The following is a 25,828-nucleotide window of genomic DNA, read 5'->3' as shown; positions in this document are numbered from 1 at the left end:
CACCACCTTTTCTGCATCCTCAGCACCCCCGCCTCCCGCGGGGGTGCGCGCTTGTGGATGCCCGGCAGGGGAGGGAAAAGCACAAAATAACCGCGGGCGGGCTCTGGTGGTGTCTGTAGGTGGTAGGCGCCTCAGGGCTGACCATTGGATTGAACCGAGTACAATTTGATCTGTGACCTCTTTCGAACAAGCACAACAGGACGTCAAGACCCTGACCAGGAAACCTGGTAACGATGTACTGCTCAAGCTGTATGCGCTGTACAAGCAGGGCAGCGAAGGTGACGTCAGCGGGAAACGTCCCAGTGGATTTGATTTTGTAGGCGGTGCGAAGTACGACGCCTGGGCACAGTTGCAAGGTCAAGCCCCCGAAGAAGCCCAGCAGGCCTATGTCGAACTGGTGCAGGGCCTGATAGCTCAGGAGCAGTAAGCCTCGCAACATCGTCAAGGTTCTTTGCGGTTCCAGGGCCCTTCTTTTATTGTCCGTTGCGCCTTTTCGCCCGTCTCCAGGATTTAGATGGAGAGGTCAGTTCTGCGTCTTGAACGCGCAAGACTCGGGCTTCCTTGCTGCGGGAAATCATTATGACCCGGTTGGGATCGATGTCCGTCTCATGGAATGCGAGCACTGGGGCTGCCAGCAACAGATTTCCAACAACGGATTTTTTCTGGTGTTACAGGGTCCAGAGCCGACGGAAGGCGGCTTTTCAGACTCTCTTCTTCCAGGAACTGCTGTAAGCTGCCGGGGTGACGGATCCTGCTCCTCCGCCTACAGCGCTGGCTGCCGCGAAAACACGCATGCGTGACCTCGCAGCCAGTTATGGGGCGGGTCTGCCTGGTCGGGATACCCACAGCCTCATGCATGGGCTCGACGGCATCACGCTGACATTCATGCCGATGGGTCAACGTGACGGGGCCTATGACCCCGAGCACCGCGTCATCCTGATCAACAGCCAGGTCCGGCCGGAGCGTCAACGCTTCACCCTGGCACATGAGATCAGCCATGCCCTGCTGCTGGGCGATGACGACCTGCTCAGTGACCTGCATGACGAGTACGAGGGCGACCGGCTGGAGCAGGTCATTGAGACCCTATGCAATGTGGGAGCAGCAGCCCTGCTGATGCCCGCCGAACTGATAGACGACCTGCTGACGCGTTTCGGCCCGACCGGGCGCGCACTCGCCGAACTGGCCCGGCGCGCAGATGTGAGTGCGACCTCGGCCCTGTACGCCCTGGCGGAGCGCACCCCGTCATCGGTCATTTACGCGGTCTGTGCGGTGACCCGGCAGGACGATGAAAGCGAAGGCGCCGGTGGGGGTAAGGAACTGACGGTTCGTGCCAGCAGCGCTTCGGCAGGCGTGAAGTACAGCCTGAGCGTGGGAACCCCGGTGCCGGACGACCATCCGGCGGCCCTAGCCCTGGATACCCGGCTGCCGCTGGCGCAGGACAGCTACGTGCCGTTCCGCTCAGGGCGGCGCATGCCTGCCTATGTGGACGCCTTCCCTGAACGGCAGCGGGTCCTGGTCAGCTTTGCCCTGCCGGCGGTGCGCAGCGAGGGGGATCCGGACAGGCCGGAAGCTGCAGGAGTGGCCTCCTGAAGGGCCAGCACTTGCACTTCGGATTTCCGGTTCCTGGATCGGAGGGCACTCGAGAGGGACGCTGGCGGGTGAGCTGGGCGGGCACTACCGTCATGGGCATCCTGAACGTCACCCCCGACAGTTTCAGTGATGGTGGCCGGCACCACATGCTCGACGCTGCCCTGGCCCGGGCCCGGGCCATGCAGGAGGCTGGCGTGCTGATCCTGGATATCGGTGGTGAAAGCACCCGTCCTGGCGCAGACCCGGTGCCGGCCGAGGTCGAGCTTGACCGTGTGCTGCCTCTGCTCCGGGTCCTGGTGCAGGAAAATGTTCTGCTCAGCGTGGATACGATGAAACCCGAGGTGGCGCACGCAGCCCTGGAAGCCGGCGCCCACCTGATCAATGACGTGACCGGCCTGCGGAATCCCGAGATGGTGCGGATCTGTGCGGAGGCAGGCGCGCCGGCCTGCGTGATGCATATGCAGGGCGAACCGCGCACCATGCAGGATCGTCCCCACTACGAGAATGTGGTGGCCGAGGTGCACGGTTACCTGCGGGATCAGGCTGCCCAGGTGCTGGCCGCCGGCGTACCGGATGTGGTGCTGGACCCTGGCATCGGCTTTGGAAAGACGCGGGATCATAATCTGGCGCTGCTGCGGGCACTGCAGGACCTGACGGCCGGGCCCCACCCGGTGCTGGTCGGCGCGAGCCGCAAACGGCTGATCGATTTCCTGGCAGGAGTCCCGGAGGCCGCCGAGCGTGACCCGGGCAGTCTCGCGCTGCATCTGCACGCGGCGCGTCATGGCGCGGCCCTGGTACGGGCGCATGCCGCCGAGGCCCATGTTCAGGCCCTGCGGGTGCAGGCGGCACTAGAATCCCGGGCATGAGCCGCGTTGTTCTCGAAGGGCTGGAATTTCATGCCCACCACGGCGTCTACGAAACCGAAGCCGTTCTGGGCGCGCGCTTTGTGGTGGACGTGGAATTGCATTACCCCTTTGCGGATCTGAGCGACGACCTGAGCGAGGCCGTGAACTACGCTGCGGTCTATCAGACGGTGCAGGAGGAGGTCACGCAGCAGCGTCACCAGCTGATCGAGGTGCTTTCCGCCCGCATCGCGCGGCGTCTGCTGCGCGACCAGCCACGGCTACTGCGCGTCCTGGTCCGGGTTCACAAGCCGTTCGCTCCGCTGCCTGGGGTCTTTCGCGATGTGTATGCCGAACTTGGCCTGAGCCGGGAGGACATGACCTGACGGCCATGCACCATGCCTACATCGCGATGGGAGCCAACCTGGGCGATGCCTACGGGACGCTGTGCTGGGCCCGCGATGCCATCGCTGCCCTGGGGGACATGCAGGCGTCATCTCGCCTCTACCGTACGGCTCCGGTGGGAGGCCCCCCAGGCCAGCCGGACTACCTGAATGCCGCGCTACACGTGCGGACCCTGCTGGATCCTTATGCGCTGCTGCGGGTCCTGCACGGTCTGGAGGAGCACGCCGGGCGCAAACGCCACGAGCGCTGGGAGGCGCGCGTGCTGGACCTTGACCTCCTGCTGTATGGTGATCACATTCAGGCTGATCCTGTGCTCACGCTGCCGCATCCCCGGGCCTGGGAGCGGGCCTTCGTGCTGTGCCCCCTGAACGATCTGAATCCGGCTCTGGCCCACCCACTGACCGGAGAGACCGTAGCGCAGGCGCTGAGGCGCATAGACCTCAGCGGCGTGACTCTCGCCGGGCTGGACTGGTCTCCCTTCACCGGACACTGATAGGCCCGCAGCGCCTGGGGCGGTATGCTGGGCCTCAGCATGAGTAACCAGACCTCTTCCTCCCACCGGGGTGCCGCCGGACGCACGCTGCTGTGGCTGGCCATTCTTCTGAGCCTGCTGCTGCTGGGCTTCGTGGTCGCCGTGACCAGCCGCGCCAACCCGCTGTACAGCGACCGTGAGACTCACGGCATCAGCAAATACAAGTTCCTGCACGAGTGCAAGGAACTCGCCGAGGATTCGGAGAACCTGACCGTGGCCGCGATGGGTCAGAGCATTCCGCTCAAGACCCTGATCTCGCAGGGGCAGCCCCTGGGCCCGCAGGACCACGTGCACGCCGAACTTGAAGCAGATTCGGTCGAGCTTGTCGAGGCAGTGCAGCCGGTGCAGGCTGGTGGCTGGACCATGACCATGCCCGCTACCATCGGCGTGACCCGTGGGGGTACAGCACGGACCCTGGGTGAACTGCCCCTGGTCTGCTCCTACAGCAAGTCAGAAGGCAAGGTCGTCGCGCAGGTGCAATTGCCCAGCCAGTAAAGACGGCAGGACGACAGGCGCCGCTCGGAAAGTCATTCTCCGAGCGGCGCCTGTCGTCCTGGCCTGAACTCGCAGGCCGGTCTTACAGCGCCACTTCCCCGCTGAGGCATTCCTCGGCGATGGCGCGGGCCAGCGGATCACGGGTGCTGCGCGCGTAGCTGACCCCCAGGTGCAGATGTTCCTGGCCATCCTGGCTGCCGCCCAGCGCCAGCGTCTGGTAGAAGGCCAGGTGGGTATGCGCCAGCAGCACATCACGCGTCCGTTCTGGCGGAAGGCCCCGCAACAGGGACAGGGCTTCACTGTAGGCATCCAGGGCCCGATGCTGCTCGCCTTCCACGGCCCACTCGCGCCCCAGTTGCAGGGCCCGGGCCGCGGTCAGGTAGGCAGGTCGCATGTCCCGGATTCTAGCCCATGTCGGATTGTTGCCCGGTGCTGCCTGCTGGCCTGCGGCGTCTACGCATCCAGAGGAATGATGCGCAGTACACCGCTATCGGCCGGACCATCAATGGTCAGGACCTCCAGGCGGCACGGCAGATCATCGCGGCCACACTCCCGCACCAGGTAGTTCAGGGCGGCACGGTGCATCAGGGAGAGCTTGCGCGGCGTGATGCTCTCGGCGGCGCTTCCGTATCTGCAACTGCGTCGTTGGCGCACCTCTGTGAACACCAGCGTTCCGCTGGGCTCACGCGAGACCAGATCTATTTCACCGCCCCGGATGCGGTAGTTGCGATATATGACCTCCCGGCCCAGGCTTTGCAGATGCGTGGCGGCGCGAGCCTCGGCATCAGCCCCTTTCATGAGCGGCACCAGTCATGCTGCAGGGCAGTCATGCTAGCCAGGTGTCCCAGCGGCGGAAGTCCGGAACCGCCAGTTCGGCCCCGGCGCTCAGCAGGGCCTCGGCCCGCGCGGTGGTGCTCAGCGCCACCACCCGGCAGCCGGCACCAGCCGCGCTCAGGACGCCGTTGACCGCATCCTCATGGGCCAGACAGTCGGCCGGGTCAAGGCCCAGGCGGGCGGCGCCCATCAGGAAGGGCTCGGGGTGGGGTTTGCCCCGCGTGACATCCTCGCCCAGCACCCGCTGCCGGAAGCGGTCCCCGAAGCCCAGCGCCTCCATGCCGAAGGCGACGTTCACCGCGTCGGCACTGGTCACCAGGGCGAAGGGAATGCCGCGTGAGTCCAGCACGTCCAGGTAACCGCTCAGGCCCGCGACCTCCCGCAACGCGCCTTGGGCCAGAGCGCGGTAACGGCCTTCCTTGGCGTCGTGAAAGGTCCGGGCCAGCGTCTCGTCCGGTACCCGGCCGGTCAGGCGTTCGATGATCTCCGGATTGCGTCCGCCGTCCACCTTGGTGTCCAGGTCATGCTCGGACAGGTTCAGGTTCAGCAGCTCGGCGGCGACCTCCTGCCAGGCCTGGCGGTGAAAGGCGTTGTTGGCCGTCAGCACGCCGTCCATGTCAAACAGCACGCCGGCAGGTCGCCAGGGCCACCCCTGAGAGCGGGGGAGGGCGCTCATTCGTTCAGGGGGCCGTGCCCCAGGTCCTGCAACAGATCGCGGTAGAGTCGTGCGGCCGCCCCGCGCACTTCGTCCAGCGAAGCGTCCTCAGGAGCCAGCTCCAGAGCGGCTTCCAGGGCCTGGGCCAGCACAGCCGAGTAGATCGGCCAGGGTCCATCGGCGGGCTCTTCAGAAGCGGGCTGTAGGTTGCGGGGGCTGCCCAGCGCCTGCAACGCTTCCTCCGCAGCCAACCGTTCGGCGTCTTTCTTGCTGCGGCCCTCGCCGGAGCCCAGCGGCTGGCCGTCCACCGTCACCACCGCGCGGAACAGCCGCTCGTGTGCGGGGCCATAGGTCTCGACCTCGAACACCGGGGCCGCGCGGCCCAGTGTCACCAGCCGGGCAATCAGGTCACCTTTCGCGTTCATGTGCCCAGCGTAGCGCGTGGTCCCGCTGCGTTCCCGGGCTGCGCCCAGCTGCACGGTGCGGCGCGTGATGTGCCCGGGGAGGATTCGTGTCCTGCTGTGGGGCACGGATGGCTGTTCTCAGAAGCCTGCCGGGGAATCCGGGACGGCGTGAGCACCCTGCTGTACGGCACGCTCGCCCTGGTAGGTGTCTGCGCGCGAGTATTAGGCAAGCACCGACTCTGTGCGTCCGGGACCTGCCCCTGGCTTACCAGTTCTTTTGCTGGGTGGGGGGGGCGCAGCTGGTTGCTGGAACCCCCGGAAGCGCAGTGGAGCTGTTTGGGGCTGGCAGAGACGGTCGTCCTTGGTAACGCGAAAAGGCTAAAAGACGGGGCGCCTCTTGTGTGGGAAGCGCCCCGTCTTTCGAGAACTGGCTTTCGTCTAGCGGCGGCCCTTGCGCCGGACCTTCTGCCCCGGCACAGTGGCCTGCTGGAACTCCTTGCCCTGCAGCTTGGCCTCGATGGCGCGGATCTGGTCGCGCAGACTGGCGGCGCGCTCGAAGTCCAGGTCCTCACTGGCCTGCCACATGTCGAGTTCCAGGTCGGTGAGCTGCGCGGTCAGGCTGTCCCGGTCGTTGCCCAGGGTGGCGGAGCTGATCTCCTCAGGCTGTTCCTCGCCGCGGATCACGTCACGTACCCCTTTGATGACGGTGGTGGGCGTGATGCCGTGGGCTTCGTTGTACGCCGTCTGCTTCTCGCGGCGCCGGGCCGTCTCTTCCATCGCAAACTGCATGGCCGGGGTGATGGTGTCGCCGTAGAGGATCACTTCACCGTTGACGTTGCGGGCCGCGCGGCCGATGGTCTGGATCAGGGCGCGTTCGCTGCGCAGGAACCCGGGCTTGTCGGCGTCCAGAATGGCCACCAGTGAGACTTCAGGCAGGTCCAGACCCTCCCGCAGCAGGTTGATGCCCACCAGCACGTCGTAATGCCCCAGCCGCAGGTCGCGGATGATTACCTGGCGCTCCACCGAGTCGATGTCGCTGTGCATATAGCGCGCCCTGACGCCCTTTTCCAGCAGATACTCGGTCAGGTCCTCCGACATGCGCTTGGTCAGGGTCGTGACCAGGGTGCGCTCGCCGATGGCGGCGCGCTCGCGGATGCGGCCCAGCAGATCCTCCACCTGGCCGTTGATGGGCCTCACCGTCACCGGCGGGTCCACCAGACCGGTCGGCCGGATGATCTGGTCCGACACGGCGTCGCTGACCTCGCGCTCGAAGGGACCTGGCGTGGCCGAAACGAACACGGTCTGCCCGGTCTTGTCCATGAACTCCTGGAAGTTCAGCGGGCGGTTGTCCATCGCCGAGGGCAGGCGGAAGCCGTAGTCCACCAGGGTCTGCTTTCTGGCGCGGTCGCCGTTGGCCATGCCCCCGATCTGCGGGACAGTCACGTGCGACTCGTCGATGAAGGTAATGAAGTCGTCGGGAAAGTAGTCCAGCATGGTATAGGGCGTCGCACCCGGCGCCCGGCCGTCGATGTGCCGCGAGTAGTTCTCGATGCCCGAGCAGTAGCCCAGCACCTTCAGCATCTCCAGGTCGTACAGGGTGCGTTCCTTGAGACGCTGCGCCTCGAGCAGCTTGCCCACCGATCTGAAGTATTCCAGCCGCTCGTCGAGTTCGCGCTGAATGGTGCCGATGGCCCGCTCAATGTTCCCGGCGCTGGACACGTAATGCTTGGCGGGATAGACCACCGTAGCGTCCAGGTCGGCCAGCCGGTCTCCGGTCAGCGGATGGACCACGCTGATACGCTCCACGTCGTCACCCCACAGTTCGATCCGCAGCGGCTGCTCGTCGTAGGCCGGCCACACCTCGATCATTTCGCCCTTGGCCCGGAAGCGACCCGGCATCATCTCGATGTCGTTGCGCTCGTACTGCATGTTGACCAGCCGTCCCAGAATCTCGTCGCGGCTGACCGCGTCGCCCTTTTTCAGAATCAGGTTCAGTGCGGTGTATTCCTTGGGATCGCCCAGGCCATAGATGCACGAGACCGAGGCCACCACGATGGTGTCGCGGCGGGTCAGCAGGCTGCGGGTGGTCGAGTGCCGCAGCCGCTCGATTTCCTGGTTGACGGCCGCGTCCTTCTCGATAAACAGGTCCTTGCCCGGCACGTACGCCTCGGGCTGGTAGTAGTCGTAGTACGAGATGAAGAATTCCACCGCCGCCTCCGGAAAGAATTCCCGGAACTCGCTGGCCAGCTGGGCCGTGAGAATCTTGTTGGGCGCCATGATCAGGGCGGGGCGGCCCGTTTCCTCGATGACCTTGGCCATGGAGTACGTTTTTCCGGTGCCGGTGGCCCCCAGCAGCGTCTGGAAGCGCAGGCCGTTGTCCAGACCCTCCACCAGGGAACGGATCGCAGTGGGCTGGTCGCCGGACGGGGTGAATGCAGATCTGACCTTGAGCATGAAACCTCCACGGGCAGGGAACACGGCAGAACGGATGGGCACAGGCTGAACGCCGAACGAATCCCCCCAGTTTACGCCCCTGACGTAAGAGGAAGGTAAGCCGGACGGCGGACGTGAAGGCTCAGGCAAGCCATAAGGTGTGCAGAAGAAAGAGTGCAGAGCCTCCCAGACGGTCAGGTCAGAGAATCTGCTGCTCCTGGGCGTCCAGGGCCTCGCGCGCCACCGTCAGAAACGCCTTCACGATGGGATTCGCCGGCGCCCGCTGGCGGTTCCACACTGCCACGATCTCCACCAGCGGAGCGTCCTCCAGCGGGCGGTACACCACGCCGGGCAGCGCCAGCCGGCTGAAGAACTGGATGGGCAGGAACACGCCCACGCCCGCTGCGACCAGTGACAGCAGGGTGGGCACCTCGATGGCCTCCTGCACGACGTTGGGCGTGTAGCCGGCTGTAGAGGTCCAGCGCATGACCTGATCGAAGTAGGTGGCGCGCAGGTGCCGGGGGAAAAACACGAACGGCTCGTCGCGCAGCGCGGCGATGGTCAGGCGGCGTTTGCGGGCCAGAACATGCCCGGCCGGAAGTGCCGCGACCAGCGGCTGTCGCCACAGGGCGCGCGAGTCCAGCCCGGGGTCACGGACCGGCAGCAGCATCAGCCCGATGTCGATCAGCCCGCCGCGTAGTGCGGCCTCCTGTTCCTGGGCCGTCAGTTCACGCAGGTCCACGCTGACGTTCGGGTACAGCTCGCGGAAGCGGCGCACGATTTCCGGCAGCCCCCCGAACGCCAGCCCGCTGACGAAGCCGACCGTCAGGCGCCCGACCTCTCCACGCGCCGCGCGCCGCGCCCGGTCCACACTCTGACCTGCCAGGGCCAGCGTTTCCCGCGCGCCGGTCAGGAATTCCTGACCGGCCGGGGTGAGCTGCACCCGGCGGGTGGTCCGCAGCACCAGCGGCACACCCACCTCGTCTTCCAGGTTGCGGATCGAGTTGCTCAGGGCCTGCTGCACCACGAACACCCGCTCGGCGGCGCGCCCGAAGTGCTCTTCCTCGGCCAGGGCCACGAAGTGACGCAGGTGACGCAGTTCCATCAGGGTCCCTGACGCAGGCCCGGGCGCGGCACGCTGGAGAGGATGATCGAAGTGACCGGCTCACCGTAGCGTTTCATCACGCCGATAACCGTTTCCAGATGAGCCGTGTCTGCCACGGCCAGCTTCAGGACATAGCAGTCCTCACCTGTCACGCGGTCGGCCGACAGAACCTCTGGCAGCCGGGCCAGCTGAGCCACAAAGGCCTCCTCCTGCCCGTAACGCAGCGTGAGGCGCAGGTAGGCCTGCAGGCCACGGCCCAGCGCCCCCTGATTGATCTCGGCGCGGTACGCCCGGATGATGCCGGCGTCCTCCAGACGGCGCATACGTTCGGCCACCGCAGGTGCACTGAGTCCCACACGGCGCCCCAGCTCACTGAAGCTGAGCCGCGCGTTCTCCTGCAGCGCACACAGGAGTTGCTGGCCGATCTCGTCGAGATGGCGTGCGGGATCGTAGGTCATGGTCGCTCGTTACTTTAACATCGGTGGCTCCGATTCGCTGAAACTTTAAATAGTGACTGTACGTACCCCATCTTTCCCTCCTAACATGACGGTCATGACGACCCAGACCCTGCCACGACCCACACTGACGCTCACGGTGCTGGGGGCGCTTGCGGTGGTGTATGTGGTCTGGGGCAGCACCTACTACGCCATCAAGGTCGCCATCGGAAGCCTGCCGCCCCTGGGCATGCTGGGGGTGCGTTTTGTTGTCGCGGGGGTGCTGCTTTATGCGTTCCTGCGACTGCGGGGGGCGGCAGCACCTACCCGGCGCGAATGGGTCTGGAGCGTGGTGATCGGCACCCTGCTGCTGGGCGGCGGCACCGGCTTCGTGACCCTGGCGGAGCGGGATGCGAGTTCCAGTGTCGCGGCGCTGATGATCGCCGTGTCCCCACTGTTCGCCGGTATCTTTGCGGCGCTGTGGGGCGAGCGGACCCGGCGGCGTGAATGGCTGGGCATCGCTGTAGGTCTGCTGGGAGTCGTGCTGCTGAACCTGGGAGAGCTGCGCGCCACGCCGCTGGCCGCCGTGTTGCTGGTGCTGGCGCCGCTGTGCTGGACGTTCGGCAGCCAGTGGTCGCGCCGCCTGCCACTGCCTGCCGGGCTGATGGGCAGCGCCGCGCAGATGCTCACCGGGGGCGGGGTGCTGGCCCTGCTGAGCGTGCTGACGGGTGAACGCTGGGGCACACCCACGGCCTCCAGCCTGTGGGCGCTGGCTTACCTGACCGTCTTCGGCAGCCTGCTGGCCTACAGCGCCTACATGTATCTGGTCGCGCATACGCGCCCGGCCCTGGCGACCAGCTACGCCTACGTGAATCCGGTCGTGGCCATCATTCTGGGCGTGGCGCTGGGAGGGGAACACCTCGGCGCGCTGGGCTGGGCGGCGCTGGCGGTCATCGTGGCGGGAGTCGGACTGGTCGTGTGGCCGGGGCAGCGGGCAGAGGGGTAGCCCGGGCGCAATTCGATTAACCAGCATTCATGGTCAGTGCACGCATACTCGCCTGTTGGAACTGTGGAAATCAGAAGCCTAGACTGGGCAGCATGACCAAAGCTGCCCGGAAAAGCCCGCCGCGTGCGGGCCTGCCTCTACAGGAACGCGCGGAGCTGAACAGCGTCGAAACGCAGGAATGGCTCGACTCGCTGGCCTATGTGGTCGCCGATGCCGGCACCCGGCGCGCCGCAGAACTGCTCGAAGACCTCGACCATTACGCCTACTTTCACGGCGCGCCGATCGAGTTCAAGCAGACCACGCCGTACATCAACACCATTGCCCTGGAAGACCAGCCCGAGTACCCCGGTGACCTGGAGCTGGAGCGGAAGATCCGCAACATCATGCGCTGGAACGCCGTGGCCATGGTGGTCAAGGCCAACAAGAAAAGCGAGGGCATCGGCGGGCACCTGTCCACCTACGCCAGCGCCACCGAACTGCTGGAAGTGGGCTTCAACCACTTCTTCCGGGGCCACGGCGCCGGCCAGGACCGCGACCTGGTGTTCTACCAGGGGCACGCTTCGCCCGGGGTCTACGCCCGCTCGTTCCTGGAAGGCCGCTTTGACGAGGCGCGCCTGAACCGTTTTCGCCGCGAGCTGAGCAAGGAAGGCGAGGGCCTGTCGAGCTACCCGCACCCCTGGCTGATGCCCGACTACTGGGAGTTCCCGACTGTCAGCATGGGCCTGGGTCCGATCCAGGCGATCTATCAGGCGCGCTTTATCAAGTACCTGGAAAACCGTGGACTCAAGCCGGCCGGCGACGCCAAGGTCTGGGCCTTCCTGGGCGACGGTGAGATGGACGAGCCGCAGTCGGTCGGTGCCATCCGCTTCGCCGCCTACGAGAACCTGGACAACCTGATCTTCGTGCTCAACGCCAACCTGCAGCGCCTGGACGGCCCGGTGCGAGCCAACTCCAAGGTGATCCAGGAGTTCGAGGCGCTGTTCCGCGGCGCGGGCTGGAACGTCATCAAGGTCATCTGGGACAGCAAGTGGGACGAGCTGCTGCAAAAGGACTACAACGGCCACATCGTCAAGCGCTTCGAGGCGCTGGTGGACGGCGAGTCGCAGCGTTACGCCGCTTTCGGGGGCAAGGAGCTGCGCGAGCACTTCTTCAACACCCCCGAGCTCAAGGAACTGATCGCCGACTGGACGGATGCCGACCTGGAGCTGCTCAACCGCGGCGGTCACGACGTGCACAAGGTCTACGCCGCCTACGCCGCCGCTATTAAGCACAAGGGCAGCCCCACCATCATCATTCCGCGCACCGTCAAGGGATACGGCCTGGGCGAGACCGCGCAGGCCCGCAACGTGGCCCACCAGGTCAAGAAGCTGGAGTTCGACGCGCTGAAGAACCTGCGTGACCTGCTGGAGCTGCCGCTGACCGACGAGCAGGTCGAGCACCTGGACTACTACCATCCTGGCGCTGACAGTCCGGAAGTGAAGTACGTGCAGGAACGCCGCGCCGCGCTGGGCGGTCCGATTCCCGCCCGTAAGGTGGAGTACCCCAAACTGGACGTTCCCACCGGCGAGTTCTACGAGGAGTTTTCCAGGGGCAGCGGCGAGCGCGCCGTGAGCACCACCATGGCCGCCGTCAGCATCCTGAGCAAGCTGCTGCGCGACAAGCAGGTCGGCAAATATATCGTGCCGATCGTGCCGGACGAGGCCCGCACCTTCGGGATGGACGCCCTGGTGCCGCGCATCGGGATCTACAGCCCGCGCGGCCAGACCTACCGTCCGGTGGACTTCGGCTCGCTGATGGCCTACAAGGAAGCCAAGGACGGTCAGATGCTCGAAGAAGGCATCACCGAGGACGGCGCCATGTCCTCGTGGATCGCGGCCGGCACGGCTTACGCGCACCATGGCGTGCCCACCATTCCGTTCTATGTCTTCTATTCCATGTTCGGCATGCAGCGTATCGGCGACCTGGTGTGGGCCGCCGCGGACCAGCGTGCGCGCGGCTTCCTGCTGGGGGCCACCGCCGGGCGCACCACCCTGGCCGGTGAGGGACTGCAGCACCAGGACGGCAACAGCCAGCTGCAGGCCTACGTGGTGCCCAACCTGAAGGTCTATGATCCTGCCTTCGCCTATGAGCTGGCCGTGATTTTCGAAACCGGCATCCAGCGTATGTACGTAGACGGCATCGACGAGTTCTATTACGTCACCATCGACAACGAGAACGAGCAGCAGCCTGCCATGCCCGACGACGGGCGCACTCACGAGGAAATCCGTGAAGGCATCATCCGGGGCCTCTACCGGTTCCAGAGGTCCGCGAACACGGGCGCGAAGCTGCGTGCACAGCTGCTGGCCGGCGGCCCGGCGATGGGCGCGGCGCAGGAAGCCGTCAAACTGCTCGAAAACTACGGGGTGGCGGCGGACCTGTGGAGTGTCACCAGCTACAAGGAACTCCATCAGGACGCCCTGCTGGCCCAGCGGCACAACATGCTGCACCCCCTGGAAGCCCCCCGCGTGCCGTATGTGGCGCAGCAGCTCAGCCAGGAGAACGCGCCCGGCGTGCTGATCTCGGTCAGCGACTACGTGAAGCTGGGTGCCGACGGCCTCAACGGGCACCTGGAACGCAAGCTGTGGACCCTGGGCACCGACGGCTTCGGCCGCAGCGAGGCCCGTGAGGAACTGCGCGACTTCTTTGAGGTGGACGCCCGGCACGTCGTACTGGCTACCCTGTATGCGCTGCAGCGTGACGGTCAGGTTGCTGGCGATGTGGTCGCAAAGGCCATCGCCGACCTGGGCATTGACCCGGAGCGCGAAGCCCCGGTTCTCCGCTAAGCGTTAAGGCGAACCCGCGTAGACCGGCGGGCCGGGACTGAAACAATAGACACCGCGCCCGCCCCCACCTTTTTCCCTGATCCCAAAGGAGCCGTGAGCCATGGCGACCCAGCTGAACCTCCCCGACGTGGGGGACAATATCGAGAAAGGTACGGTCGTGACCGTGCTGATCAACCCGGGTGACACCGTTACCGAAGGCCAGCCGATCATCGAGATCGAGACCGACAAGGCCGTGGTGGAAGTGCCGGCCAGTGCGGCAGGGACCGTCGAGGCCGTGAATGTGAAGGTCGGAGACACCGTGCCGGTTGGCGGCCTGATTGCGACACTGGGGGGTGGAGCTGCACCGGAGGCAGCTCCGACCACCGCTGACGCGGGCGCTGCTACGACCGGCAACCTGCCCGACAACGCGGCCGAGCCGGATTCCAGCACCGTGGCGGACGATGCACAGACGGCCCGACGCGTCGCGGCTGCCCAGGTGGAAAGCCAGAAGGAGCAGGCGCATCAGGGTGGGGCCCAGGCACCTGCGGCCAGCCCGGCCGCCTCTCAGCAGGCGGCCCCCCAGCAGGCTGCGCCGGCTCAGGGCGGCGCAGTGCAGCAGGTCACGCTTCCCGACGTCGGCGACAACATCGAGCAGGGGACGGTCGTGACCGTGCTGGTTCAGGCAGGGGAGACGATCACCGAAGGCCAGCCGGTGATCGAGATCGAAACGGACAAGGCGGTGGTCGAGGTGCCGGCTAGTGCTGGCGGGACGGTCGAATCCGTACAGGTCAAGGTGGGCGACACGGTCAAGGTCGGCGGCGTGCTGCTGACGCTGGCGGGGAGCGCTCCGGCAGTGGCCCAGGCGGCTCCCGTTCAGACTGCTCCAGCCCAGACCACTCCTGTTCAGGACGCGCCCCCGGTGGCCAGCCTGAGCAGCGAACGCCCCGCTGCAGCCAACGCTGCCAGCCTGCCGCCCGAGCGCGCCCAACCCGGCACGCAGCAGCCGGGGGCCGAGCGTCCCTACAACACCCAGGCCTACGATGGCCGGACGATCATTCCAGCGGCTCCCAGTGTGCGCCGCCTGGCACGAGAACTGCACGTGGATATCCAGACCGTCCACGGCACCGGCATTGCCGGGCGTATCAGTGAGGAGGACGTGCGGCGTACGCTGGCGGGGGCTCAGGCCCAGCCTGCCGTGTCGGCTCCGGCTGCGCCAGAGGCTCAGGCGGCCGCTCCCCGCGCCGCTGCGGCTGCCACCCTCCCCAACTTCGAGAAATGGGGGGCAGTACGCCGCGAGGACATGAGCGGCATCCGCAAGGCCACTGTGCGCTCCATGACCGCATCCTGGACGACTATTCCCATGGTCACGCACTTTGACAAGGCCGACGTGACCCTGATGGAAGAGACGCGCAAGCGCTTTGCCGCCCGGGTGGAGAAGGCCGGCGGCAAGCTCACCATGACCCATATCCTGATGAAGGTCGTGGCCAACGCGCTGCACAAGTTCCCCAAGTTTGGTGCCAGCCTGGATCTGGACGCCGAGCAGGTGGTGTACAAGGACTACGTGAACATCGGCGTGGCTGTGGATACCCCGGTGGGCCTGCTGGTGCCGGTCGTCAAGGACGCCGACCGCAAGAGCATCACCGATCTGGTGCTGGAACTGAGCGAACTGGCCGGCCGCGCCCGTGACCGCAAGCTCAAGCCCGACGAGATGCAGGGGGCGACGTTTACCATCAGCAACCTGGGCGGCATCGGCGGGCACGCCTTCACGCCCATCGTGAACTCGCCCGAGGTGGCCATCCTGGGTGTCTCACGCGGCGGCTTCGAGCCGGTGTGGAACAAGGAAACGGGCAGCTTCGAGCCGCGCAACATGCTGCCGGTCTCCCTGACCTACGATCACCGCCTGATCGACGGTGCGGACGCGGCGCGCTTTGTGCGCTTCATCTGCGAGTCGCTGGAAGATCCCTTCCTGATCTCGCTTTAAATCGTCCCGCTCAGAATGGCCCCGGTTCATAGAGATCGGGGCCATCTTCGTGGCCATTCAGGCGGCCCAGCACGGCCACCTGACGCGCCAGAGCGGTCAGTTTCCAGGCGAGGCCGGGTCGGTCTACCCAATCGTCCTGGGACGGCAGAGGTTCTTTTGCCAGCAGCCCAAGCTGCTCCAGGCCAAGCAGGGCGGTGCTCGTCTCCTGCCTGGAGAGCCCGGCCACCGAGAACGGCGTGCTGACCGGCACACCATCGTCAAAGGGGCTGATGGGGTCGAGCCCCCGGAAATACTCGACAAAGACACGCAGTTCCCGGTCGGAAATGGCCTCGATCAGGCGGAGCGTCTGAAAGCGGTCAACCGTGGGAGCCGCAAAAGCCAGGGTGCAGCTCGCCAGGGCCCGGGCAATAAAGTGCAGCTTGTCTTCCGACTCGGCCACCTCGGCGGCGCGGACAGCCTGAACCACGTTGGCCTGAAAGGCGTCGGAGCGCAGGTAGGCATGATCCACCTGAGCCGGGAAGGTCTTGTGGATCAGCCCAAGTTCTACTTTCATGTGCCCGGCCAGTCTCGCGGCCTGCTTCTGGTTCGCGTAGGCGTACCAGCCCTGCAGGGCCCCTTCAGGCAAACCAAGAGGCTCCAGGGTCTGCAGGACAGGCAGCAGAGGCTCCAGGGCGTTCATGTGTTCTGGCCCGCCATGACGCGCCCAAAGTGGCCCCTGCCGATATACAGGTGAGCCTGCCAGCCGGCGGCCCGGGCCGAGGCCACGTTGTCGGCGTTGTCGTCCCAGAACACGATCTGTTCCGGCGCCACCCCCAGCCGCCGGGTCACTTCCGCGAAGTACTGCGGGTCCGGCTTGCGGTAGCCCACTGTACAGCTCGCAAATTCACCGTCCACCACCTCATTCAGGCCGACCTCATGCAGCAGGTGCCGGGTCCGGTGCGCTTCCTGGTTGGTGGCGAGATAGCTGCGCCAGCCGGCCGCGCGGAGCTGCCGGACATCGTCGAGCAGCGGGGTGTTGGGATGGTTCTCGGATTCCAGCCACTCGTGCAGGAATTCGTCGGCGGTCTGGGTACGCCCGAGCGCGGCAATGAACCCGGGCAGGTGCGTGCGCAGATCGCTTTTTCCCGTCGAGGCAGCGTAAAAGGCCGTCTGGAAAAACTGCCGGGTCAGTTCCGGGTGCTCACGCAGGAGCCGCGCGCCGAACCATTCCGGCGGGGTCACCAGAACGCCATCGACATCAAGCAGCAGGACATGGGTCTCAGGATTCACAGGGCGAGTCTAACGGGAATGGCCGATGTGCCAGAACGCTGCCGCGCGCCACACTTGGGCAATGCAGCTTCTTGCGCCTGAGGGTGTTCTACGGCACGTTTCCTGTGTGGGAAGCGGGCTGACGCTATTGATGCTCAGTGGTGGGCCCGGCTGCTTGTGCTGTCTGGAAGAGGTGACCCGGGGAATCCAGCAAGCGCTGCCCCATGTAGGACAGGCATGACGGACAGGATCCTGAATATCCCGGTCACCCCGGCAGACCTGTGCCGCTGGCGGCTTTTACTCGCTCCGGAACGACAGCCGTTTTTCCTGACAGCAGGAGAAAGCCAGGGCCTGGAGCTGCCGTCCCAGCCCCGCGCTGGACACTCGTGGACCCCGGAGGACCGCGACACCTTCACCATCTGGAACGTGGCCGGGCAGGCCGACCGGGTGGCGTGGCTGACATTTGGCCAGTGGGCACAGCTGCCACAGGCAAAGCGGCGGGCATTGCTCGGACTTCAGGTCCGGCACGGACGTGGGAATGTGCCGCTGGGTCAGCACTATGTCAGCCTTGTTCCGGGCCTGACACCTGGGCGCTTCCTGTGGAGAGCCGAACTGCTGACACCGGCCGTGCTGGACCGGCTCTTTCTGGCCGGGGCCGCCCCCTGCCAACGCGACCTTGTGCCCCGAGGGGTATGGAAGCGCGCCGCCTCATCCTTGCCGCGTGTGGAGGCGCTGGCCGGCACGTTTGCCGAGGATGGCCAGGCTGGAAACTGCTTTGGTGCCGTTATGGGAGCAGCAGGCATAGCAGAGGCTGAACATGCCTGGATGCAGCGGGCTCCCTTCGAAGCCTTTGTCCGGGACCATACGTCGCCCGGCGGAGGGGACGATCAGCCGGGCACGCTTCTCATCTGGCGCAGCGCCGATGGCCTGAGCCAGCACGCCGCCGTGACCCTGGGCGGCGGCTGGGCTTTTCATAAACCGTCGCAGTCGTGGATGACGCCCAGGCAGGTGCTCCCGGTGCGGACGATCATCCGACGTCACCGCACGCGGGGCCACCGGCTGTCGCGCTTCAGCCTGGGCTGAACCCAGGGCGTCAGCAGCTCGGCTTCAGCCGCGGTTCTCACTTCCCGTGCTGCGTCAGACGCCACAGGGTGACGCCATTGACGATCATCAGCAGCGCACACAACCCGGCCATGACCAGCTCGTTGCGCTGAACGAAACGGAGCGCCAGCACGCCCCACAGAACCATCAGGGCTCCCACCAGCCAGACACGCCAGGCGGGCGCGTTCATTCGCTTGACCTCATGTCCGTCAGGCTAACGTCTGTGGCGGGGCAGGTGGTCCCGGCGCCGGACATCAACGGCTTGTGTTTCCTGCCGGTGGCCGGGCTGCAGGAGGCCGGATCGGGGCAGGTGCCGGCCGCACGGGCGCAGGGGAGGTCTTGACCCCGGCCGCTGGAGTGGCCGCTCCCAGAGTTGACGCCAGGGCGGCCCGCAGCGCTGCCGAGGCATTCAACAGCCCCGCGCCGCAGGTCCGGGCTGGATCAGAATCACAGCCAGCCGTATAGGGCGTGACCGTCCGGGTCAGCAGGTCACGCAGCTGCGCCGGGGTCAGGCGCGGCCGGACCATCAGCAGCAGGCTGGCCACGCCGGTGGCATGTGGAGCCGCAAAACTGGTGCCCTCAGGACTGCGCTCACCGTTTACGCCACTCAGGCTGCTGGCGAGGATGCCTTGCCCCTGCTCACCTCCGGGCGCTCCCAGGGCCACGCTGCGGCCCCAGTTGGCGTAGCCGGGGCGCTGACCACTCTGCGTCACGCTGGTCACGGTCAGCACGTTGCGGCACCCGGCTGGTGAGTACCCGGCAGCGTCGGCGCCGTCGTTGGCGGCCCCCGCAATCACCAGTGTGCCCCGGGCGGTGACGGCGTCCACAGCCGCCTGCACGCGCGGGTCGCAGCGGGTCAGGGGGATGAAGTCGGCATACAGGCTCAGGTTCAGCAGGCGGGCCGGGTTGGGGTTGGCCGGCACGCCGGGGACCGGAATGCCGGCTGCCCATTTCAGGCCATCCACCAGATCCTGCACCTCGATCAGACCGTCGGTGCCGGCCACCCGCACATGCACGATCCGGGCCTGCGGATTGAGCCCTGCCATGCCGCGCCCATCGTGTGCCGCGGCAATCAGGTTGGCGATGACTTCACCGTGATAGGCGTACTGGCCGTTGGCGCTGGCGTCCTGGTCGCGGCCGTCGCCGTCTCCGGAACGCGCCGGGTTGCTGACAAAGTCGTAGCCGTTCACGACTCGTCCGTTCAGTTCGGGGCTGCTGACATATCCGGTGTCCAGCACCGCCACAGTAACCGGCGAACCCCAGGACCGCCCGACCGGCAGTTGCGCCCAGGCAGCGGGCATCTGAATACTCTGCAGATTCCACTGTCGTCCGTACAGTGGATCGCTTGGGCGGGGCACCGACATGCTTGTCATGGGTGCAGGCGTCGGGGCTGGCCTCGGCACCGTCAGCGGTGTGGTGCGGGGCACCGTGGTGGCAGGTGTGGTGGGCAGCGGCGTGAGGACCGGCACCAGCGCCGGAAGGGGAGACGGAACCGGCTGCAACTCCGGCAGGGGAGCCGGGGTGCTGACCGGCCGGGCAGGGACCGGGGCCGGTTGCTGGGCACTGACGGTGCCCAGCGCGATCGCGCCCAGCACCAGCAGACGCGAGGACCGTGTCGGGAATAAGACCGGCAGGCGGGAGGTGCGACGCATACCCCGCAGTTTCCTGTGACCGCCTGATGCTCACCTGAGCCCCGCTTGGGGATACCATCACGCTATGACCACAACCCAGCCGAAACAGGCCCTGCCCAGTGTGGTGGTGCTGACCGGAGCTTCCAGCGGGATCGGGCGCGCCACGGCGCGGGAACTGGCCTCCCGGGGGCACACCCTGGTGCTGGCTGCCCGCCGCGCCGACCAGCTGATGCAGTTGGCGCTGGAACTGGACGCCAGTGGGAAGCGGGTGATCGCCGTCCCGACCGATGTGACCAGTCCCGACGCCCGCCGTTATCTGATTGAGGTCGCCTGTGGACATTTCGGCCGGATTGACGTGCTGATCAACAACGCGGGTGTCACCGTGGAACAGGGCTGGTGGTGGGACGACCCCGACCCCATGCGGGTGCTGCGCGTGAACCTTGAAGCGCCCATCGAACTGACGCGGCTGGCCTTGCCGGACATGCGCGCGCGTGGTGCGGGCCACATCATCAATATTGGATCGGTGGCCGGGCGCGCCGCGACCAACGGGATCTACAGTGCCAGCAAGTTCGGCCTGCGGGGCTTCAGCCTGGGCCTGCGCCGTGAACTCCTGGGCACCGGTGTGAACGTGAGTCTGATCGCCCCGGGCTTCGTGCAAAGCGAGATGACCGCCAGCGCCCGCCTGCCCATGCCCGGGCCGGAAGTCGTCGCGCGGGCGGTGGCCGCTGTCATGGACCGCCCACAGCGGGAAGTGATTGTTCCCGGGGCCTACCGGGCCGTGGCACTGCTGGACGCGGCGCTTCCCGGAGTGGGCGACCTGCTGGTCCGCCGGGTGCTGATCCGCCGGCGCTACAACCACCCGAACTGAGGTGGTGACCCAGCGCCGCCCCACGGTTCCAACCCAACGCTGCTTTAAGGCCACCTTGAGGCGACCGGGCAGGAGGCCGACTACACTGGGCGGGTGAGCTCCGCCAAGACTGCTTTCAAGGCCCTGCTGCCGGTACTCGAAAGGCTGGTCACGGTCACCGACCGGACGGCCAGCCGCTACCTGCAACCCCGCCGCGCCCGGGGCAAGCTGATCCTGCAGCCTTATGTCGGCTGGGGCACCCCCGAGCATGTCGAGCTCTCGGGCCGGGTGCTGCTGCCGCGGACGATCCATCCGGCCCGCAAGGGCGACCGCCGGCTGCGCAACGTGCAGAACATCCTTCGCCGCATGCTCTCGCGCGAGGTCGGCGGCGTGACTGTATCCGGGACGCTGGGTGGCCAGAGCGTATCAGCTGTCAGCGATTCGGACGGGTACTTCACGCTGGTGTTCGCACCGCCTGAACCGCTGGCTGGCGGCTGGCACCAGGTCTCGCTGCAGATCGGTGGCCGTGAAGGGGTGACGCCCGGCCGCGTGCAGGTGGTTGCGGCGGCCCGTTACGGCATTATCAGCGACCTGGACGACACTGTGATCCAGTCGGACGTGACCAGCGTGGTGCGCATGCTGCAGACTGTCCTGAGCGGAAACGCCCGGACCCGGCTGCCGTTTCCCGGGGTCGGGGCGCTGTACCGCGCCCTGACCCGCGAGGGAGAGGCCCGCAACCCGATTTTTTACGTCTCCAGCAGCCCGTGGAATTTCTTCGACCTGCTGTGGCAGTTTCTGGAGTACCGCCGCATTCCGCTGGGGCCGCTGTTCCTGCGCAACTGGGGCTTTGATCTGCTGTCCGGTCACGGCAATTACAAGCACACCATGATCGAACAGCTGTTCCGCAAGTACCCGCAGCTTCCTTTCGTACTGGTCGGAGACAGTGGTGAGAAGGACCCCGAAATTTATGCCGAGGTGGTGCGCCGTCATCCCAACCGGGTGCTGGCGGTCTATATCCGCGACGTGACCGAGGCCTCCCGAGACGAGGGCGTGCAGAAACTGCGCGCGGAGGTCCGCAAGGCCGGGGTGGATCTGGTACTGACGGCCGACAGCCTGAACGCCGCCAGCCACGCCATGGCCATGGGCCTGATCACACCAGGTGAATACCGCAGCGTCCTGACCAGTGTGGCCCGCTCCTACGAAACCTGAAAACGGTACCCACAGCGGCCGAAGGTTTCTACCCCAACCGCTGTGGGGCGAGCGCAGGGTGTAACCACGACAGACAGCAGATGGAGTGGGGTCGACGGGAATACCTCCTCCCGGCAACAGAACGCGATATCGCTGTGAGCTGCCCTGATACACGTCGGCAGAGGCCACCGGATCAGTTCGGTGGCCCCTGAAAGACTGGCGTGGTGCTCAGAGCTGTAGGGCAAGGGGAGCGAGTGACCGTGACAACGGTGGTTGGAGTGGGGTCGACGGGAGGAGGGCACTCCCGTTGACAGAACGGAATACCGCTGTCAGTCCTGAGACTGGCCGCCGTTCCCACCACGGCGACCCCGGCGACGGCGGCGGCGCTTGGCCTCGTCGCTCTGGCTGTCGCTGACGGGCGCGGCCACGGCGGCCTGTGGCGCGCGGGGGGAAAGCTGTGCCTGACTCTGGGGGCTGCCACCCTGAGAGCTGCTGGGCCGGCCGTTGACGCGCCCCACCGCGCCACGGTCGTTGCTGCCACGGGTGTACCCACGGCTGCCGCGCTCACCGCTGGCCCGGTCCGGGCGGTCGAAACGCCCGCCGCGCCCACCCTGGGGCTCTTCCGGCGGCATGTTTTCCAGGGTCCAGTCCCCAAAGTACATGCGCTGCACGGTAATGTTCACCGGGCGCAGATGCTCGTTGCGGGGGCGCTCCAGGGTGATCACGCGACGCGCGCCCCCCTGTATGCGGGGCCCCATGGACGCGCCACTGAAAGTCCGGCCCTGCTGACCCGGTCCACGGCGTTCGCCACTGCGTTCACGCTCGTAGCCGCGTCCGCCTGTACCCGCGCGTCCCTGACGGGGCGGGGCGCTCTGCACGGCCGGCTGAGGGTCGTCCAGCGTGAATTTGCGCGGCGCGGTAGGCGTGACGTTCTGCAGCTTCTCGCGCCGTTCCGCTTCGCGCTCCTCGCGGCGGCGGGCACGGGGTTTTACTTCGTTCATGTCTCTCTCCTGGGTGCTGTCCCCGAGGGTCAGGTCGATCATGCGGGCCATGGGGTTCACGGCACTGATGGTCACGGTCACCGAGTCGCCCAGGCGGTAGGTCTGGCCTCCCGAGCGTCCGCGCAGCATCTGCGCGTCCTCGATGTACACGTAGTAGTCGTCGTCCAGGTTGGAAATGTGAAGCTTGCCTTCCACCCCGTTATCCAGCGCCACATACAGGCCGCTGGCGACCACGCCCGACACGTTGCCGGCAAACGTCTCCTGCAGGTGCTCCTGGGCCCACTTGGCCTGGTAGTACTTGGTCAGGTCGCGCTCGGCCTCGGCGGCGGTGCGCTCGCGGTCGCTGGTGTGATCTCCCATGGCCGGCAGGCGGCCCTGCAGCCTGGCGACCTCGCGGTTGCCCGCCCGGAGTTCGCCGGTCAGCACGCCCTTGAGCACGCGGTGCACCATCAGGTCAGGGTAGCGGCGGATCGGTGAGGTGAAGTGCAGGTACTCGCCGAAGGCCAGTCCAAAGTGCCCCAGGTTCTCGCCGGCGTACTTGGCCTGCTGCATGGAGCGCAGCAGCAGCGTGTTGACCACGCTTTCGCGCGGCGTCCCCCGGACCTGCTTCAGGACTGCCTGGTAGGCCTGAGGCGTTGGCTCCCCGCCGGGGAAAGCCAGCCCCAGACGCCCGATGGCCTGCGAGACTTCCTGGAAGCGCTGCAGGGTAGGCTCCTCGTGAATGCGGAACAGGGTGGGAATTTCGCGCTGAAGCAGGTAGTTCGCGACCACCTTGTTGGCCAGCAGCATCAGGTCCTCGATCATGCCGCGCGCGGTTTCCTCGCGGATGGGAATGAGTTCCATGCGGCCGTCGGGGCCCACGTCCACCTTGACCTCACGCATCTTGAAGTCCAGCGAGCCTTCGCGCAGGCGCTTCTGACGCAACTTGGAGGTGATCTTGAGCAGCAGGTGCAGGTCGCCTTCCAGCTGACGGGCGTGGTCCGGCAGCGTGGCGGTCGCCTCGCTGTAGGCCTGAACCTCGTCGTAGGTCAGCCGCGCCTTGGAGTTCATCACGCTGGGCGCGATCTTGACGTCCAGGATGTCGCCCTCGGCACTGAGCTCCACCAGGGCCGTCATGGTCAGGCGGTCCTGGTAGGGCACCAGACTGCACACCCCGTTGCTGAGGTGCTCGGGCAGCATGGGCAGCACGCGGCCCGGCAGGTAGACGCTGGTGGCGCGCGCATAGGCCTCGTCGTCCAGCGGGGTGCCTTCACGCACGTAATGACTCACGTCCGCGATATGCACACCCACCACGAAGGTGCCTTCCGGCGTGGGCTGGATATGAATGGCGTCGTCGAAATCCTTGGCGTCACGGCCGTCCACCGTGAAGATGTTGAATTCACGCAGGTCGAGCCGGCCCACCAGGGCCTCGGCGGGAATCTCGGTCGGAATGGCGGCGGCCTCGGCCGTGACCTCGCCGGGGAAGTCGCCGCGCAGGCCGAACTTCACGATCACGGCTTCAGTCTCAGTCTCGGGATCGTCCTGCTCACCCAGCACACGGGCGACCTGTCCGAAGACCTCGTCCTCACCGGTGTTTTCCGGCCAGAACAGCTCAGTGACCACGCGGGCGCCGGCCTGCAAGCCTTCGAGCCCCTCGGGCAGTACCAGGATGCGGTGACGTGCGCGGTGGTCGTCGGGCTTGAGAATCGGGTGCCCGTGATGGAATTCCAGAGTACCCACCAGCTTGGAGTAGGCACGCTGCACGATGCGCACCACCGAGGCGCGCGGATTGCCGTCGCCGCGCTGACCGCGTCGTGGGCCGCCGCCCCGGCCACTGTCGCCCCGTCCTTCCATACGGACCAGCACGATGTCGCCATTCCAGGCTTCCAGGGTCTGCTCGGCCGGGATGTAGTAGTCCTCGCCGCCGGAATCCGGTACAACGAAGCCAAAGCCCGCCGCGGAGGCCTGGAACTTGCCGCGCACCAGGCTCATCGCCTCAGGCAGCCCGTAGGTGCGCCGGCGGGTCCGGACCACCGTGCCGGATTCCACCAGGGTCTCAAGCAGGACTTCCAGGTCGCGCCAGTCGCCCAGACGATTCATCATCTGGCGCGTGAAGGTACGCTCCAGGTCGCGCACGTGCACCGGGCGGCCCAGCTTGCGCAACTGCGCCACGACCAGTGACTGGGCTGGATCGGTGTCTTCCGACAGGTCCTCATCGTCAGCTTCCGGTACATCGGCAGCGGCAGGGATTTCTTCGGGCTGGGCCAGAGTGGCTGCGGGCTCCGGGGCAGCCTGCGCCCCGCGGCGCGACTTGCCCTTGCGGGAGCTTTCGCGCGGGGTGGGCAGATCGGTGACCACCTCTGGCGCGCTCACGCCAGCGTTCACCTCGGCCACGTCCACCAGCGGTTCCTGAGCCTCGTCCACTTCCGTGGCTGTGCGGACCACCACTGCCGGAGCGTCCGGCGTGTTAACCGGCTCCACACCATCGAGCTCCGCTACCGGGGCCGGAACGCTCTTGCGGGGGCGGCCCCGGCGCTTGGGCACTTCCAGAATCACAGGCTCGGGAGTCACGACGCTGTCGGGGACTTCAACGGGTTCGGCATCGGCCAGTGCCGGCGTGGGCTCCGCCGCCCTGTTGCGCGTTTTGCGTCCGCGCTTGATCGGCGCAGCCGGTCCCGCTGAGTCCGGCACTGGCCCGGTGCTGGCCACCGGCTCCTGCGCTTCACTTAAGGAATCGACCACAGGGGTTTCCTGGACAGGCTTGGAAGGACGGCCCCGGCGTGCCTTGACGGGGGCAGGCGCAGGCAGCTGCGCTGCCGGCTCGTCCACCACCGGCTCCGGGGGAACCGGGTGTCCAGCCGCAGATTCTTCCTGCACTGCAGCAGGGGTGGCTTCAACCTGCGGTAGGGCGGCTCTAGGTTTGCGGCCCCGTTTTACGGGCGCATTTACCTTGGGTTCGGGATTTGTGGCAGCCGGCACTTCGGTTGCTGTGACAGGCCCTGCTGTTCTGCGAGCCGTCCGGCCACGTTTGGCCGGCGCCACTTCTGCGGGTGCCTGATCAACAGGTGCCTGAGCGGCAGCGCTTCTGCGGCGCCGGGTCGTGGGAGCATCCGTTGCGGGCTCAGCTGCTGGCGTTGCCTGACCGCGTCTGGCGGTAGATTTCTTGGTCGTAACGGTGTCCTCCGTCTGTGGTGGCGCGGCGGCCTTGTTTCGGCGCCGCTGGCCTGAGGTCTGTTTGGGTTGTTCGGCGGATGGGGCGTCAGTCACAGCTTCGACCGGCACCTCACCTTGTTTTTTCACTCTTGGCATGAACGCA

General features: G+C 66.5%; 24 protein-coding genes. 12 read left to right on the top strand and 12 right to left on the bottom strand.

All coding sequences use genetic code 11. The features are described from left to right. The first annotated feature begins 172 nt into the window (after positions 1–172). The 6 genes from IEY49_RS17710 (at position 173) to IEY49_RS17685 (ending at position 3,864) form a co-directional block, all read left to right on the top strand. Positions 173–427: an acyl-CoA-binding protein gene (locus IEY49_RS17710; RefSeq protein WP_189011191.1), complete on the top strand. Its 255-nt coding sequence runs from the start codon at positions 173–175 to the stop codon at positions 425–427. A 365-nt stretch (positions 428–792) separates the two neighbouring features. After that, complete coding sequence (locus IEY49_RS17705) at positions 793–1,590, top strand: ImmA/IrrE family metallo-endopeptidase (RefSeq protein ID WP_189011199.1); 798 nt, start codon at positions 793–795, stop codon at positions 1,588–1,590. A gap of 92 nt (positions 1,591–1,682) precedes the next feature. Continuing rightward, a complete protein-coding gene (gene folP / locus IEY49_RS17700; RefSeq protein WP_229780892.1) occupies positions 1,683–2,456 on the top strand; it encodes a dihydropteroate synthase in 774 nt (257 codons plus the stop codon). After that, complete coding sequence (folB, locus tag IEY49_RS17695; protein ID WP_189011189.1) at positions 2,453–2,818, top strand: dihydroneopterin aldolase; 366 nt, start codon at positions 2,453–2,455, stop codon at positions 2,816–2,818. The genes folP and folB overlap by 4 nt, the downstream gene beginning before the upstream one ends. Before the next feature lie 5 nt (positions 2,819–2,823). Further along, positions 2,824–3,330, top strand: a complete 507-nt coding sequence (folK, locus tag IEY49_RS17690; RefSeq protein WP_189011187.1) for a 2-amino-4-hydroxy-6-hydroxymethyldihydropteridine diphosphokinase — start codon at positions 2,824–2,826, stop codon at positions 3,328–3,330. 39 nt (positions 3,331–3,369) lie between these two features. Next, positions 3,370–3,864: a hypothetical protein gene (locus tag IEY49_RS17685; RefSeq protein WP_229780891.1), complete on the top strand. Its 495-nt coding sequence runs from the start codon at positions 3,370–3,372 to the stop codon at positions 3,862–3,864. Between the two features lie 82 nt (positions 3,865–3,946). Here IEY49_RS17685 and IEY49_RS17680 read toward each other — a convergent pair whose 3' ends face one another. The 7 genes from IEY49_RS17680 to IEY49_RS17650 all read right to left on the bottom strand — a co-directional run bounded on the left by IEY49_RS17680 (position 3,947) and on the right by IEY49_RS17650 (position 9,753). Next, entirely contained in the window at positions 3,947–4,258 is a 312-nt protein-coding gene (locus IEY49_RS17680; protein ID WP_012692250.1) for a hypothetical protein, read from the bottom strand. Between the two features lie 59 nt (positions 4,259–4,317). Continuing rightward, the gene (locus IEY49_RS17675) at positions 4,318–4,662 is read right to left on the bottom strand and encodes a YraN family protein (RefSeq protein WP_189011183.1); all 345 of its coding nucleotides are present in this window, start codon (positions 4,660–4,662) and stop codon (positions 4,318–4,320) included. Between the two features lie 28 nt (positions 4,663–4,690). Next, positions 4,691–5,374: an HAD family hydrolase gene (locus tag IEY49_RS17670; protein WP_189011181.1), complete on the bottom strand. Its 684-nt coding sequence runs from the start codon at positions 5,372–5,374 to the stop codon at positions 4,691–4,693. Then, positions 5,371–5,778 carry a putative dsRNA-binding protein gene (locus tag IEY49_RS17665; RefSeq protein ID WP_189011179.1) on the bottom strand — a complete coding sequence of 136 codons (408 nt, stop codon included), beginning with the start codon at positions 5,776–5,778 and terminating at the stop codon, positions 5,371–5,373. The genes IEY49_RS17670 and IEY49_RS17665 overlap by 4 nt, the downstream gene beginning before the upstream one ends. Positions 5,779–6,195: 417 nt before the next feature. Continuing rightward, a complete protein-coding gene (gene uvrB / locus IEY49_RS17660; RefSeq protein ID WP_189011177.1) occupies positions 6,196–8,211 on the bottom strand; it encodes an excinuclease ABC subunit UvrB in 2,016 nt (671 codons plus the stop codon). A 178-nt stretch (positions 8,212–8,389) separates the two neighbouring features. Then, a complete protein-coding gene (locus IEY49_RS17655) occupies positions 8,390–9,295 on the bottom strand; it encodes a LysR substrate-binding domain-containing protein (RefSeq protein WP_189011175.1) in 906 nt (301 codons plus the stop codon). Next, positions 9,295–9,753, bottom strand: coding sequence for an Lrp/AsnC family transcriptional regulator (locus IEY49_RS17650; RefSeq protein WP_189011173.1), 459 nt, complete (start codon positions 9,751–9,753; stop codon positions 9,295–9,297). The genes IEY49_RS17655 and IEY49_RS17650 overlap by 1 nt, the downstream gene beginning before the upstream one ends. A gap of 94 nt (positions 9,754–9,847) precedes the next feature. On the opposite strand from IEY49_RS17650, the gene yedA reads away from it, so the two are divergent. The 3 genes from yedA (at position 9,848) to aceF (ending at position 15,517) form a co-directional block, all read left to right on the top strand. After that, on the top strand, positions 9,848–10,735 hold the full coding sequence (yedA, locus tag IEY49_RS17645) for a drug/metabolite exporter YedA (RefSeq protein WP_189011171.1): 888 nt from the start codon (positions 9,848–9,850) through the stop codon (positions 10,733–10,735). Positions 10,736–10,827: 92 nt separating this feature from the next. Next, positions 10,828–13,557: a pyruvate dehydrogenase (acetyl-transferring), homodimeric type gene (aceE, locus tag IEY49_RS17640; protein WP_189011169.1), complete on the top strand. Its 2,730-nt coding sequence runs from the start codon at positions 10,828–10,830 to the stop codon at positions 13,555–13,557. 100 nt (positions 13,558–13,657) lie between these two features. Beyond that, positions 13,658–15,517 (top strand): dihydrolipoyllysine-residue acetyltransferase, encoded by a 1,860-nt coding sequence (gene aceF / locus IEY49_RS17635; protein ID WP_189011167.1) that lies wholly within the window; start codon positions 13,658–13,660, stop codon positions 15,515–15,517. A gap of 10 nt (positions 15,518–15,527) precedes the next feature. Here aceF and IEY49_RS17630 read toward each other — a convergent pair whose 3' ends face one another. Together IEY49_RS17630 and IEY49_RS17625 are read right to left on the bottom strand one after the other, a co-directional pair. Next, the gene (locus tag IEY49_RS17630; protein ID WP_189011165.1) at positions 15,528–16,196 is read right to left on the bottom strand and encodes a hypothetical protein; all 669 of its coding nucleotides are present in this window, start codon (positions 16,194–16,196) and stop codon (positions 15,528–15,530) included. Next, positions 16,193–16,786, bottom strand: coding sequence for an HAD family hydrolase (locus IEY49_RS17625; RefSeq protein ID WP_189011163.1), 594 nt, complete (start codon positions 16,784–16,786; stop codon positions 16,193–16,195). The genes IEY49_RS17630 and IEY49_RS17625 overlap by 4 nt, the downstream gene beginning before the upstream one ends. 216 nt (positions 16,787–17,002) lie before the next feature. On the opposite strand from IEY49_RS17625, the gene IEY49_RS17620 reads away from it, so the two are divergent. Beyond that, positions 17,003–17,848: a hypothetical protein gene (locus tag IEY49_RS17620; RefSeq protein ID WP_189011161.1), complete on the top strand. Its 846-nt coding sequence runs from the start codon at positions 17,003–17,005 to the stop codon at positions 17,846–17,848. 37 nt (positions 17,849–17,885) lie between these two features. On the opposite strand, the gene IEY49_RS17615 is transcribed toward IEY49_RS17620, so the two are convergent. Continuing rightward, positions 17,886–18,056: a hypothetical protein gene (locus IEY49_RS17615; protein WP_189011159.1), complete on the bottom strand. Its 171-nt coding sequence runs from the start codon at positions 18,054–18,056 to the stop codon at positions 17,886–17,888. A 64-nt stretch (positions 18,057–18,120) separates the two neighbouring features. After that, complete coding sequence (locus IEY49_RS17610) at positions 18,121–19,518, bottom strand: S8 family serine peptidase (RefSeq protein ID WP_189011157.1); 1,398 nt, start codon at positions 19,516–19,518, stop codon at positions 18,121–18,123. 64 nt (positions 19,519–19,582) lie between these two features. Here IEY49_RS17610 and IEY49_RS17605 point away from each other — a divergent pair, with 64 nt between their 5' ends. Next, a complete protein-coding gene (locus IEY49_RS17605; protein ID WP_189011155.1) occupies positions 19,583–20,365 on the top strand; it encodes an SDR family NAD(P)-dependent oxidoreductase in 783 nt (260 codons plus the stop codon). A 93-nt stretch (positions 20,366–20,458) separates the two neighbouring features. Then, on the top strand, positions 20,459–21,553 hold the full coding sequence (locus IEY49_RS17600; protein ID WP_189011153.1) for an App1 family protein phosphatidate phosphatase: 1,095 nt from the start codon (positions 20,459–20,461) through the stop codon (positions 21,551–21,553). Positions 21,554–21,861: 308 nt separating this feature from the next. Here IEY49_RS17600 and rnr read toward each other — a convergent pair whose 3' ends face one another. After that, positions 21,862–25,821 (bottom strand): ribonuclease R, encoded by a 3,960-nt coding sequence (gene rnr / locus IEY49_RS17595; protein ID WP_229780890.1) that lies wholly within the window; start codon positions 25,819–25,821, stop codon positions 21,862–21,864. Positions 25,822–25,828 lie beyond the last annotated feature (7 nt).

The sequence above is a fragment of the Deinococcus malanensis genome, assembly GCF_014647655.1.
Taxonomy (GTDB): Bacteria; Deinococcota; Deinococci; order Deinococcales; family Deinococcaceae; genus Deinococcus; species Deinococcus malanensis.
This window is presented reverse-complemented; position numbering and strand designations above follow the sequence as displayed.